This window comes from Neobacillus canaveralius (assembly GCF_047237705.1).
Taxonomy (GTDB): Bacteria; Bacillota; Bacilli; order Bacillales; family Cytobacillaceae; genus Neobacillus; species Neobacillus niacini_K.
Genome location: NZ_JBDFLL010000001.1, coordinates 801,636 through 814,690 on the forward strand (window position 1 = coordinate 801,636; position 13,055 = coordinate 814,690).

At 38.7% G+C, this 13,055-nt stretch carries 11 protein-coding genes; 6 read left to right on the forward strand and 5 right to left on the reverse strand.

The features are described 5' to 3' along the window. Window positions 1–38 precede the first annotated feature (38 nt). The gene (locus ABC255_RS03920) at window positions 39–665 is read left to right on the forward strand and encodes a metal-dependent hydrolase (protein ID WP_412991457.1); all 627 of its coding nucleotides are present in this window, start codon (window positions 39–41) and stop codon (window positions 663–665) included. Window positions 666–758: 93 nt separating this feature from the next. Here the strand turns inward: ABC255_RS03920 and ABC255_RS03925 are convergent, their stop codons facing one another. The 5 genes from ABC255_RS03925 to ABC255_RS03945 all read right to left on the reverse strand — a co-directional run bounded on the left by ABC255_RS03925 (window position 759) and on the right by ABC255_RS03945 (window position 6,561). Next, a complete protein-coding gene (locus ABC255_RS03925; protein WP_412991459.1) occupies window positions 759–1,520 on the reverse strand; it encodes an IclR family transcriptional regulator in 762 nt (253 codons plus the stop codon). A gap of 139 nt (window positions 1,521–1,659) precedes the next feature. Continuing rightward, window positions 1,660–2,580, reverse strand: coding sequence for a dihydrodipicolinate synthase family protein (locus ABC255_RS03930; RefSeq protein WP_412991461.1), 921 nt, complete (start codon window positions 2,578–2,580; stop codon window positions 1,660–1,662). Window positions 2,581–2,696: 116 nt separating this feature from the next. Beyond that, window positions 2,697–3,893 (reverse strand): alanine racemase, encoded by a 1,197-nt coding sequence (gene alr / locus ABC255_RS03935; protein ID WP_412991463.1) that lies wholly within the window; start codon window positions 3,891–3,893, stop codon window positions 2,697–2,699. A 64-nt stretch (window positions 3,894–3,957) separates the two neighbouring features. Beyond that, window positions 3,958–5,091 (reverse strand): alanine dehydrogenase, encoded by a 1,134-nt coding sequence (ald, locus tag ABC255_RS03940; protein ID WP_412991465.1) that lies wholly within the window; start codon window positions 5,089–5,091, stop codon window positions 3,958–3,960. Window positions 5,092–5,337: 246 nt separating this feature from the next. After that, complete coding sequence (locus ABC255_RS03945; RefSeq protein ID WP_335537157.1) at window positions 5,338–6,561, reverse strand: PucR family transcriptional regulator; 1,224 nt, start codon at window positions 6,559–6,561, stop codon at window positions 5,338–5,340. 296 nt (window positions 6,562–6,857) lie between these two features. On the opposite strand from ABC255_RS03945, the gene ABC255_RS03950 reads away from it, so the two are divergent. The 5 genes from ABC255_RS03950 (at window position 6,858) to ABC255_RS03970 (ending at window position 13,044) form a co-directional block, all read left to right on the forward strand. Next, the gene (locus ABC255_RS03950; protein WP_412991468.1) at window positions 6,858–8,252 is read left to right on the forward strand and encodes an amino acid permease; all 1,395 of its coding nucleotides are present in this window, start codon (window positions 6,858–6,860) and stop codon (window positions 8,250–8,252) included. 201 nt (window positions 8,253–8,453) lie between these two features. Next, on the forward strand, window positions 8,454–9,197 hold the full coding sequence (gene nfsA, locus ABC255_RS03955) for an oxygen-insensitive NADPH nitroreductase (protein WP_412991470.1): 744 nt from the start codon (window positions 8,454–8,456) through the stop codon (window positions 9,195–9,197). A gap of 403 nt (window positions 9,198–9,600) precedes the next feature. Further along, entirely contained in the window at window positions 9,601–10,845 is a 1,245-nt protein-coding gene (locus ABC255_RS03960) for an MFS transporter (RefSeq protein WP_412991472.1), read from the forward strand. Between the two features lie 61 nt (window positions 10,846–10,906). Continuing rightward, window positions 10,907–11,734: an IclR family transcriptional regulator gene (locus tag ABC255_RS03965; protein WP_412991474.1), complete on the forward strand. Its 828-nt coding sequence runs from the start codon at window positions 10,907–10,909 to the stop codon at window positions 11,732–11,734. 14 nt (window positions 11,735–11,748) lie between these two features. After that, window positions 11,749–13,044, forward strand: coding sequence for a CapA family protein (locus ABC255_RS03970; protein ID WP_412991476.1), 1,296 nt, complete (start codon window positions 11,749–11,751; stop codon window positions 13,042–13,044). Window positions 13,045–13,055 lie beyond the last annotated feature (11 nt).

The following is a 13,055-nucleotide window of genomic DNA, read 5'->3' on the forward strand; positions in this document are numbered from 1 at the left end:
GATAAGATTTATTAGCAAAAATAGAGGTGGATGTAACTTTGAATGGTACCGCACACACAGCAATTGGAGCCGCAACAGGATTTATTGCGGCAAACACCTTTCAGTCCTCTCCGACTGAGACTATGATTCTCGTTGGACTAGGAGCAGTTTCGGGATTAATGCCGGATTTAGATATTGATGGAAAGCTTCGCGGTAAAATTACCCTATCCCACAAAGTGATTCGGCTGACTGCATTGTTTATCGGGATGCTAATGGTCTTTTATAGTTTTTATGAGGGCAGAGCAGTGGATAAATGGCTTGGTATCGGAATTGGTCTCGCGATTATCATTGTCTCATCACTCATCAAACAAAAGCATATGTTAACCATTACAGGAATTGGTGTGCTTGCAGGGGGAATCTCGTTATCTGAAATATGGTTGATTCTGCTTGGGGTTTATATCGTAATAGCGTCCATCTCCTCGCACCGCAGCTATACTCATTCTATCTTGGGTATCATTTTCTTTGGGTTTATCGCTTCAAAACTAGAAGGATCCCTTGGAATACATGGTGTTTATTATGCCTGTCTTGGTGGATATATCAGTCATTTAATTGCCGATTTGAAAATATTACCATTTAATAAACGTGGGATTAAGCTGTTTTTACCTGTTTCAAAGATAGAATTATAGTTTAAAACAGGTCACATCCAAAGTTGATGTGACCTGTTTTTTTTGGATTTATTTTCAAAGGTTTGCAGGACTCACCTTGGTGACAGGCACCGATCAAGAAACATATCCAGCGTGTTTTGACAACCGGGAAGCTAGGTCGATTATTTCATCGATGGCTTTTTGTTTTTTTGCGTTCCAGCTGTTTTCCATCATGGTGAAGCTTATTCCATAGATTAGCTTATTTTCGTGGTTGTAAATTGGGGCGGAGACACAATAAAATCCTAGGGCTGCCTCTTGTTCTTCACAAATATATCCGACCTTTTTGGCGGCTTCAATTTGCTGCCAAAGTTCTTCCTTATCCTTCACCGTAAAAGGAGTCGACTGGTCTAATTGCTTATTTGCATAGAGTTTTTGAAACTCTTCATAGCTATATTGAGTTAATTGGATTTTTCCAATAGCAGTTGCATGAGCTGGGAATTGCATTCCTGGGTCTGACATAAGGCGGACGCGGGAATCGGTTTCTTCTTTTGCTAAATATACGATATTGGTTCCGTGCAGTGTTCCCATTTGGATCGTTTCATCGATAACTTTTACCGATTTTGACGCTTCTTTATAAAATAATTCCAAGAGATTGAACTTGCGAAAATAAGCGGCACTATATCCTCCTAAAGTGGGTCCTAATGTATAGGTATCCCCATCATCTTTTACAATCCACCCCAGCGTTTCCAGCGTATTTAACAGCGAAAACATGGTACTTTTATTAATATTCAAGGCCTTTGAAAGGTCTATTAATCTGTGCTTTCCTGGTTCCTTTGCTATTAAACCAATCACGAGGTTGGTTCGTTCAATTGCGGGAACCCAATATTTTTCTGACAAAGTATCACCTTTTTTCAAATTCTTAAGTATGTATATGTTTTTATTATAAATGAAAGAGGAGGATAACATGTACAGGGGAAATGAATAATGGAAAAAAATAGCTGCCCAGATGCCTTAAGCCACTGAACAGCCACACTTCTTAAGAGTGATGTTGAGGAACAATAATAGAATTTTCTTCTAAAATGTTTCTAACTCGTTCTAGCTTTTCTGTGCTGACAGAACGAACCGGAGCTAAAACTTCTGTAGAAATGTCAATTCCCCGTAAGCGAATCGCTTCTTTTACCACATTCATAAAAGGTGAATCGAGTTTGTATAAAGGAAGTAGGGCAGCTAATTTTTGGTGCTGCTCAATCGCTTTTGCATAGTCTCCTTGTTTAAAGGATTGATAGATTCCTACTGAAATTTCAGGTACAAAAGACGCTGTTAAAGGAATTGAACCATCACCACCGAGTGCCAATGTATTAAGGAGATGCTCATCATATCCAGCGAACACAGCAAAATCCGGTCGTTCGGACTTAATGACCTGAATTAATTCTCGTGTGTGTCCTACTGCTAGAACGGTGTCCTTGATACCAACGATATTCGGATATTGTTTAACAAGTTTTAACACAAAGTCAGCTGATAGATCCTGACCAGTTAATTCTGGATAGTTATATATTAAAATTGGCAGGTCGACATTCTCAGCTATTTCTGCATAATGTTGAAAAAGACTTTCATCAGTCAGCTTATAGTAAAAAGGATTCACCACAACGACGCCATCTGCGCCAACGCTTTTTGCATGAAGGCTTAATGAAATTGTTTCGTTTGTACTTGGGGAGCCTGTTCCAATTAAAACAGGAACACGTCCATTTACATAGTGAGTTGTAAATTCAGCCACTTCTTTTCTTAACTCAAATGGCATTTGTCCAAACTCTCCGCCTGATCCTAAAAAGAAAAGCCCATCTACTTTTGACTCAATAAGAAAATCGATTAGATTTCCCATCCCATTTTTATCTAATTTACCTTCTTTAAACAAAATGGTTGGTACGGGTGGAATAATACCTTTAAATAGAATAGCCATGAAAATCCCCTTCCTTTGTTTTAAATAATAAACCTAGGTTTATAATAATAAACTAACAATATTGTAACATATATTTGGTATTTGTTACCACAACCCGTTTCGGAATTTTGAAAAATTTAAACAAAGGAAAGGAATTCATGAATTTTTTTTGAACTTACTTGTTCGTGAATTTCGTTTTCTGTGACCTTATAAATACGCGGAACACGTTTTCCAATTAAGCAGACAACCTCATAGTTAATCGTCCCCATAAGAAGCGCAATCTCATCGACTGATTGAAAGGCTTCACCATTTCCTCCAAAAATAATCACTTCATCTCCCTGCTGACAGGAGGGTACGCTTGTTACATCAATCATCGTTTGGTCCATACAGACCCGACCTGCCACGAGAACCTTTTGTCCGTGTACAAGAAATTGCCCGCAGTTGGAGAGGTGTCTGGAGAGTCCATCTGCATACCCGATTGGAAGTGTAGCAATTACCCTTTCACTTGAAGGGATATAGGTGCATCCATAGCTAATCGGCTGCGATTTGGCTACCTTTTTAAGACCCGCAATTTTCGTTTTAAGTGTCATAGCTTGCTGAAGTGATATGGAATGTTCTTTTAACGAAACGTCAGGATAAAGACCATACAAACCAATTCCTACACGGACCATATCTAGGTGCATATCAGGAAAATTCATTGTCCCAGCGGTATTACAACAATGCTTTAAAGGGATAGACATTCCGTTCTCTTCTAAAAAGGTAATTACCGAACAAAATCTCTCGAATTGCTGACGAGTATAGGAGGAATCCTCACTATCGGCGTTGGCAAAGTGAGTGAAAATACCTTTAAGAAAGACAAATCGAGACGCAACCGCTTTGGCTGCTAAAACCAGTGCTTCTTCACGGGTTTGAACACCAATTCTGGTCATGCCAGTATCCACTTTTAAATGGATGGCTGCCGTTTTTTGAAGCTCCTCGGAATGAATAATAATTTCGTCAAGTACATCCTCACTAAAAACAGTTATATCAACCCCAGCAATAATCGCCTGCCGGATGGAACGGATGGGAGTATAACCCAATACAAGAATGGGCTCGGTTATCCTTGCCTCACGCAGTTCGATAGCTTCATCCAAAATGGCCACTGCTAAGTAATCTGCGCCCGCTTCCACAGTGGCTCTAGCCACCGGGACTGCCCCGTGCCCGTAACCATCTGCTTTTACCACAGCCATCAAGCTCACGGGCGAACCTATGAATTTTTTGAATTGGTTAGTATTATGTTTTATTGCCTCTATTGAAACTTCAGCCCATGTATCTCGATAACTCTGTTGATTCATGAATTTCCCTCCTGAATTCCCCTATGAAAAAACCCTCAAGATAAACTTGAGGGTACCAAGATGGTTAGTTCAATACAATTTCTTTTTCTAATGCTATTTCCACTGGTACATATACATAGTTAAGATCTTTTGCTACCGCCTCATACGTAACTTCACCGTTTGCAACATTTACTCCAAGCTTTAATGCTGGATTTTCAGAAATGGCCTTCACAACACCTTTGTTCGCAATTTGTAACGCATAAGGAACAGTCGCGTTTGTAAGCGCCATTGTAGATGTTCTTGGAACCGCTCCAGGCATGTTGGCAACGGAATAGTGAACCACACCATGTTTTTCAAAAGTTGGGTTGTCGTGAGTGGTTACATGGTCAATCGTTTCAACGCTTCCGCCTTGGTCGATTGCAACGTCAACGATAACAGAACCAGGCTTCATCGTTTTAACCATTTCTTCAGTAACTAGTTTAGGCGCTTTTGCACCTGGAATTAATACCGCACCTATCACTAAGTCTGCTTCCTTCACTGCTTCAGCAATATTAAAAGGATTTGAGATTAATGTTTTAATTTGGTTTCCAAAAACGTCATCCAAGTAACGAAGACGGTCTGCGCTTAGGTCAATAATCGTTACATCTGCGCCTAAACCAATTGCCATTTTTGCTGCGTTTGTTCCGACAATACCGCCGCCAATGATGGTCACCTTACCACGGCTAACCCCTGGAACACCTGCGAGAAGTATACCTTTACCACCATTAAACTTTTGTAAAAATTGTGCCCCAATTTGTGCAGACATACGGCCAGCTACTTCACTCATTGGTGTAAGAAGCGGAAGCGTACGGTTAACGGATACTGTTTCGTAAGCAATGGCAATTACACCGCTGTCTTTAAGTGCATGAGCTAAAGCAGGCTCTGCAGCTAAATGCAGATACGTAAATAATACTAAACCTGCACGGAAATATTTGTATTCACTTGCAAGCGGTTCTTTCACCTTCATGATCATTTCAGACTGATTCCAAACATCAGCTGCTAACTCAATCAATTCAGCACCTGCTTGAGCGTAATCCACATCTACGAAACCGCTTCCAATTCCAGCCCCTTTTTCAACTAATACTTTATGTCCGGCCTGTACAAATGAAACCACCCCTGCTGGAGTTAATGCCACACGGTTTTCATTGTTTTTGATTTCCTTCACTACGCCAATAATCATTATCGTTATCCCCCTTAGAAGTCCTTAGTGATTTTTTCTGACTTTAGAATAATCCCTTCGCAAGAATTTTTCTTTGTTTAGATAGCAGAAATAAAAGAACTCAATTTGTAGATTTACACAAAACGTTCACAAATTCCTTGATATAAAAGGAAAAATGACAGGGCTTTCAAATCAAAAAAATCAAATTTTGTTTTGTTTAAATTTTCAAACAGACGGTGCCTGTCACCAAGGTGACAGGCACCACTATTACTTGAACTTTTCAAGTTTAAGGTCTAGGTAGAGGGTTATTTTTTGGTTTGGATCTCTCAAGTTAATTTCGCCAATTTCTGCTATTCGTTTCAGCCGGTAGTTTAGCGTGTTGGTGTGAACATTTAGTAAACACGCGGCTTCGTGGACATTGCTGTCTTTGTTTAAGAACACTTCTAATGTTTCGACGAGATCGGTGTTATTTTTTTTATCATATTCTTGAAGCTTTTTTAGCGAATAGTTTTCATTTTGGTCTGTACCCGCTTTTTCTATCAAAACATCAATATACTTATAGATTCCTAAGCTTTGGTAGCCATGGATGTCTTTTGCTTCATCAGGGAATTTTCTTTTTATTGATAATACTGTTCGAGCTTCTTTGTATGATTTTTCCACTTTTCCTAAATCACTATAGACGCTGCTGTAGCCCTGAACCACCGATTCAATTCCGAATCGTTCCTTCATTTTAGCAACAAACAGATCACAAAATGCGTTTAATTTATTTACTGGCTGTCCGATGCAATCAAGTGAAATAAACAAGATTAATTGTTGATGATCAATAGTGTGCAGCAATATCTTTGGCAGTTGTATGGTTTTTAGAAGATAGGCTATATGCTTTTCATCATCCCTTCCCAATTCCTTTGAAAATTGAAAAACGGCAACCGCAAATTGTGTGGGAGGCGAAATTTGCAGCGCATGAAATTTATTCGTAATTTCTTCAGTGGAAGAAAGATGACTCGTTAACAGCTGCCAGAAAAACTCTTGATATTGCTCTTCTTTTTTATTTTTACGGTTTTGAAGTTGAATTAGCTTGTTTTTGGTTGCGTCTGCTGCCCGCTTTAAACAGTCCATTTCTTCATCGCCTAGAGTTTTTTCAATCTCTAACGCCCAAATGAAACCGAGCACTTCATCATTTTTCCAAATGGATACGGCGACTCTATTTCCCAGCCCGATCTCATCTACAGTCTTAACTCGTATAGGATCACGACTGCTTAATAAGGAAGGAATGACCCCTTCCTTCCATAAGGAATTAATGACTTTTTCCGGAACACGGCGGCCGATGATTGTGGCAATCCGTGCTGGGTCGGTTCGATCATCATGGGTACTGTAGGCAAGAAGACGATGGTTCGCATCTTCTATGGTTATCGGACAATGTAAAACCTCACTTACCATATCTGCAAATTCTTCTAGACTATCAAAACTGGCGCGAAACGGATCATTTTTCATAAATTACCACCTTTATCAATGAGATTGTGCACAATGTAACGTATTTGTTATTTAAAACAATATTTTTTTAATAGATTTGTATTTATTCTACAATATAAAATGTTCACAGATATGTTATATTAATTTCACAAAGTTTTAATTTTTATTACTTTAAAAGACATTGTAAACGCTATCATTCGTAAAAAGAATAGGAGGATATTATTTAAATATAAACAGTAGGTTTTATTTCGAATAATATTGTAACTTTTTTAGAGTAAAAGGGAAATAGGAGATTTAAACTAAATAGGGGGTAGACTATGCAAAAAAATCCAAATCAATTACAAAGAGGTTTAGAAGAAAGACATATTACGCTAATGTCTTTAGGAGCTGCGATTGGGGTAGGTTTGTTTTTAGGATCAGCGACAGCGATTAAGCTTGCGGGTCCTGGGATTATTCTCGGTTATGCATTTGCCGGAATGATTATGTTCTTTATTATGAGGGCACTTGGTGAGATGGCGATTCAAAAACCAGTGGCAGGATCTTTTAGTCAATATGCTCGTGACTATTTAGGTGCGCTGCCTGGTTTCCTAACAGGATGGAATTATTGGTTCTTATGGGTTGTTACTTGTATGGCAGAGATTACAGCAGCAGGAATCTACATGGAGTATTGGTTCCCAGAAGTACCTCGATGGATTTGGGCACTTGGTGCACTAGTCATCATGGCCTCAGTCAATTTCCTAAATGTAAAAGCCTATGGTGAACTTGAATTTTGGTTTGCGCTAATTAAGATTGTGACGATCATATTCATGATTGTAAGTGGTCTTGGGATGATTGTTTTTGGGATTGGTAATGGCGGTATTGCTACTGGTATTAGCAATCTTTGGGAGAATGGAGGAATCCTTCCAAATGGAATCACTGGAGTATTAATGTCTTTACAAATGGTTATGTTTGCTTTCTTAGGTATAGAGATGATTGGAATTACTGCTGGAGAAGTAAAGAATCCGGAAAAAACATTATCTAAAGCGATTGATACTGTTTTCTGGCGAATTCTTATTTTCTATGTGGGTGCCTTGTTTGTCATTATGTCAATTTACCCATGGACCGAAATCGGTGCGCAAGGCAGTCCGTTCGTTCTAACCTTTGATAAGCTTGGAATTCCTGCTGCAGCTGGAATCATTAACTTTGTTGTCTTAACGGCTGCGTTATCTTCGTGTAACGGTGGTATTTTCAGTACAGCACGTATGTTATTCAACCTAGCTGAAAATGATGAGGCACCAAAGGGTCTTGGTAAATTAAACAAGAATGGTGTTCCGAGTGCTGCCGTCTTAGTAACAGCGGCTGCCTTATTAGTAGGTGTTGTTCTTAACTATTTAGTACCAGCAAAAGTATTTACTTGGGTAACAGCGATTTCAACGTTTGGTGCAATTTGGACGTGGTCGATGATTTTATTATCACAAATCAAGTATCGTAAGAGTTTAACGCCAACTCAATTGAGAGGTCTAAAATATAAGATGCCGTTATTCCCATTCACATCGTATTTTTCATTAGCATTCTTACTGCTAGTAGTAGGGTTAATGGCGTTCTTCCCAGATACAAGAATCGCTTTAATCGTTGGACCGCTTTGGCTTGGGATCCTAACAGCCTTCTATTATGGGAAGGGTTATCATAAACGTGAAAAACAAGAACAAGATAGTTCTCAGAAAGTTGGATAATAAGAAGGAGAAGACGATTCGATTTGAGTCGTCTTCTTTACTTTTGAATTCTCACAAACGAAAAAAATATTTTTTGTTTTATTTTACTTTTAAAATATGTTAATAATAGATTAAAATATTTTTAAAATTCTAATTTTAAGGAGGGAATAAAAACACTAGATTGATATTGCCAAAGAAAAAAAATGAAGGAGTATTTTCTTTATGCGAAATAATACAGTAGATTTACTACAAAGCCATCGATCAATCAGAAGATACACAGACAAACCTATTCCAAAAGAAATACTTGAAGAAATTCTAACATCCGCACAGTGGGCTCCATCCTCACATCATGTGCAAGCTTATAGCATTATTGTTGTCGATGACCATGAGAAAAAGAAGGTCCTTTCTGAAGTTGCTGGTTCACAAAGATATGTAGCAGAATGTCAGGTTTTTTTAGTATTTTGTGCTGATTTTTATCGACTAAGCTTAACGAGTGAAATGTGGGATAGCAAGTTTGAGGTGGATGAAGTTGAAAATCTCTTAGTTGCAGGGGTTGATACTGCACTTGCTGCAGAAAATGCGTTGATAGCCGCCCGGTCATACGGTCTTGGTGGGGTAATGATTGGCGGGATCCGTAATAATCCCGAAAGAGTAAAGGAATTATTAGGATTACCCAACTATACGATTCCGATTATGGGAATGTGTTTAGGATATCCAAATCAGGAACCTTGGCAAAAACCAAGAACCCCAAAAGAAGTAGTTGTTCATTATAATCAATATCTCCCAAAGGAGAAAATCATCGAAGGATTAGAACGGTATGAGGAAATTTCTTCAGACTATTACAAGCGAAGAACAAACGGAGCACGTCAAGAAGGTTGGACAAAGCAAATGGCCCAATATTTAAGTAATCCAAGACGTGTCCATTTAAAGGATTTTATAAAAAAACAAGGATTTAATTTCGAATAAAGAGCAAAAGGTAAAAAAATTTTAAAAAAATGTTTACAAATATAATTCTGAAAATTTATAATAATTCTAACATTATGAGCATACTTTATAAGCTTCATAGAGAAGATTATTTGAATTTGGGGGTGAAATTGCCAAAGAATCCATTTTTTATTGCTATAAACTGGAATGTCGTTCCCTTCAACGGAACGATTATTGAATTAAACCAATTAAAAATGAAGAGCGCGTTTGTTTAGAGTAATCATTCATACTTTCTTTATCGCCATTTGTTGGAATGCTTTTCCCCTCAGCGGAACGAGGATTTATCTTAATGAATTAAACATCGGAAAATTGTTAGAAATGCTAGCTTTATTTTGTTTGGGAATCATATTAATTGGGAGCTACTTTATATATAGGGGAGGCAAATATGGAGACAAATATTCGAAAGAACACAGCAGAAGTGGAATCAGGAAATGAAAAAATAACAGGTTATCATTGGAAAACACTTTGGGCATCAACAGTAGGATATGCAATGGATGGCTTGGACATGATGATTCTTGCTTTCACAATGCCCCTTATTATTGCATACTTTGGAATCAATGCTGCACAGGCAGGAAGTATATCAACCATTACCTTATTGGGTTCTGTAATTGGGGGAATTCTCTTTGGAATTCTTGCAGACAAATATGGACGCGTAAGGGTGTTTACTTGGACAATATTAATCTTTTCTGTATTTACAGGATTATGTGCGATCTCGCCAAATCTTGAAACATTATCTTTATTCCGTTTTCTTGCAGGACTCGGACTCGGTGGAGAGTTTGGGATAGGTATGACATTAGTAAGTGAAGCCTGGCCAAAAAAATACCGTTCACGTGCAACAGCCGTTGTTGCCACTGGTTTTCAGTTCGGAATTGTACTAGCTACATTGGCCGTATTATTTATCTCTCCAAAGTTTGGATGGCAAGGTGTTTTCATAGCAGGGGTGCTGCCCGCAATATTAGCTTTCTGGTCCCGTAAGAACTTAAAAGAGCCAGAAATATGGCAGAAATTAAAGAATGAAAATAAAAACAAAATTGCTGTAGGACAATTATTTAATTCATCAAAAACAACAAAAATAACGATCGGCTTAATCATTGCTACTAGTGTTCAAAACTTCGGTTTCTATGGAATTATGACTTGGATGCCAACGATGCTTGCCACTGAGTTAGGTGTTAGCTTTAATAAAACTACTTTGTGGACAGTTGTCACGATTGTTGGAATGGTGATCGGGATTATCGTGTTTGGATACTTGGCTGATAAAATTGGCCGTCGTCCTTCTTACTTAATTTTCCTCTTCGCAGCAGCGATCATTGTCTGGATTTATTTCCAACAAAGTTCAATGTCTATGTTATTAATTTTAGGTGGATTGCTTGGTTTCTTTGTAAACGGGATGATGGGCGGCTATGGTGCACTTCTTGCTGAACATTACCCAACTGAGGCAAGGTCTTCAGCAGAGAATATCATTTTCAACATCGGTAGAGCCGTGGCCGGTTTTGCACCAGTAATCATTGGATATCTTTCTCTGGAACATTCATTAAGCTATGCCCTAAGTCTTATTTCTGGAATTTATATTTTATCAGCTCTTGCTTTCATCTTTTTAATTCCTGAAACAAAAGGTAAAGATTTGACTTAATTTTTAAACTATGTCTTCCCTGCCTTAACAGACGGAGCAGGGAAGATTATTTTCTTTAAGAGTGGAACGATGTCCCGCGGAACAGAACTATGAACAGGAAGGGAAGAACAGGAAGATGGAATGGTTAGATCGGTTTACGGAGGTTATGGATTGTATTAGTGGTCATCCCACCGAAGGGATAGGTATTAGCGATCTGGCAAGAGAAACCAATCTTAGTAAAAGTACGGTTCACCGTATGTTAAGCAGCATGATGTTACATCAGCTGGTCACGCAAAATTTGCAAACGAAACAGTATATGCTTGGTCCAAAGGCAATGTTTTGGGGCAGTCAATATTTAAGATCGCAAGACCCAATCGGGTTAATGGGACGGTATTGTGAAGAGATTTCAACAAAAACAGGTCTATATTCCTATTTAAGCAGGTTTCAAGGAGACCAAGTCTATTGCACCCATACTCATCAGCCTTCTGATTTACGGAACAAATTCTTTGTTCATGTCGGGCAACGGCTGCCATTCTATTGTTGTGCTGCATCTAAAGCTATTTTAGCCTATCAAGGTGCAGAGCGTATCCGTACGTTACTAGCAAACGAGACGCTCTTACCGATTACTCCATTTACTCTATCAAATCGAGAAGATGTTGAATTGGAACTGAAAACGGTATTAAAAGAAGACATTGCCTATTGCCTTCAAGAACTAGAAATCGGGGTATCAGCTATTTCAGTTCCTATTTTTCATGAAGAGCGAAAGACATCCATGAGCCTGAGCGTTGTTGGAGAAAGTTCAGTCATCGAATCTAATAAAGAATTCATTATTGACCAATTAAAAATTGTTTCTGAAAAAGCGAGTGAACATTTAAAGTCGATGCATTTGCTGACTTCTATCAAACTATAGAAAGGGTATAGATAATGAGCGAACCAATAAAAGTTGCCTTGACCGGAGATTCATTTATTACACAAAGATTGCCGAGAAATGAAAGTACTTTATTGGCTCTCCGCGATTTTTTTTCTGACCATGATGTAAGATTTACGAACTTCGAAGTTATTGTACATAATTTTGAACAATCACCATCAGCTACAAGCGGAGGAACATGGGCAGCAGCCCGACCACGCGTGTTAAAAGATTTAGATTGGCTGGGATTCAATATGTTGGCATGTGCCAATAACCACAGCCTTGACTGGCTGCATGGGGGATTACTATCCACCTTAAATTATCTTGAAAAACAGGACTGGGTTTATGCTGGTATTGGCAAAAGCTTGGCAGAAGCCAACCAACCTAAATATCTTGAAACAAAAAACGGTAGAGTCGCACTTATTTCGGTTACCTCTTCTTTTGATCAATGGCATAGAGCAGGGGAGCAAAGACCTGATGTTCCAGGAAGACCTGGAGTAAATCCATTGGGACATAAAAAGGTTCACAGGGTAAGCCGGGATACCATGGAAATACTTAAACAAATTGACGCCACTACCGAAGTGAATTCGACAAGGAACCTAAATGTAAAAGAAGGTTTCTGGAAGGATACAGATGGTTATATGTTTGGCGGCCTTTATTTTGAAGAAGGTGCGCAAGGAACAACCTCCTATATGGATCAGGTAGATGCAAAGCGGATTGCAAAGGCGATACATGAGGCATCCCGCCAGGCGGATATTGTATTTGTCAGCCTTCATGCTCATGAAATGAAGGGGGAGCATAAAGATAAACCAGCTGATTTTTTAAGAGAATTTAGCCAGTTTTGTATTGATGAGGGTGCTAACGCTATTATCGGGCATGGACCCCATATTTTAAGAGGAATTGAAATCTATAAAAACAGACCAATCTTTTATAGTTTGGGAGATTTTATTTTTCAAAATGATACGGTTGAGAAACAACCGACAGAATTTTATAATCTATACCAACTTGATCATCAGAATACAACTGCAGACGGCATGGATGCCCGAAGTCAAAAGGGTACAAGAGGGCTGGCAGCCAACCCAAAGGTATTTGAATCAGTCATTGCTTCATTTGCAATTGAAAATGGTTTGATTAGAGAAATTGAGCTGACACCTATTTCTTTAGGGTTTGAAAAGAACCGGGCTGGAAAAGGAAAGCCTAAGTTTGCCGAAAGTGACCATAGTGAGAGAATCCTCCAGGACCTGAATAATTTGTCTTCAGAGTATGGAACCACTGTAACGATAAAGAATGGAAAAGGGTATATTACCTTGTAGTTTTTACTTGG

What these genes read in the sequence shown, in the direction of transcription:
- ABC255_RS03930 (WP_412991461.1), bottom strand. Translation starts at nt 2,580, where the DNA reads ATGGCTATTCTATTTAAAGGTATTATTCCACCCGTACCAACCATTTTG.
- alr (WP_412991463.1), bottom strand. Translation starts at nt 3,893, where the DNA reads ATGAATCAACAGAGTTATCGAGATACATGGGCTGAAGTTTCAATAGAG.
- ald (WP_412991465.1), bottom strand. Translation starts at nt 5,091, where the DNA reads ATGATTATTGGCGTAGTGAAGGAAATCAAAAACAATGAAAACCGTGTG.
- ABC255_RS03945 (WP_335537157.1), bottom strand. Translation starts at nt 6,561, where the DNA reads ATGAAAAATGATCCGTTTCGCGCCAGTTTTGATAGTCTAGAAGAATTT.
- ABC255_RS03950 (WP_412991468.1), top strand. Translation starts at nt 6,858, where the DNA reads ATGCAAAAAAATCCAAATCAATTACAAAGAGGTTTAGAAGAAAGACAT.
- nfsA (WP_412991470.1), top strand. Translation starts at nt 8,454, where the DNA reads ATGCGAAATAATACAGTAGATTTACTACAAAGCCATCGATCAATCAGA.
- ABC255_RS03960 (WP_412991472.1), top strand. Translation starts at nt 9,601, where the DNA reads ATGGAGACAAATATTCGAAAGAACACAGCAGAAGTGGAATCAGGAAAT.
- ABC255_RS03970 (WP_412991476.1), top strand. Translation starts at nt 11,749, where the DNA reads ATGAGCGAACCAATAAAAGTTGCCTTGACCGGAGATTCATTTATTACA.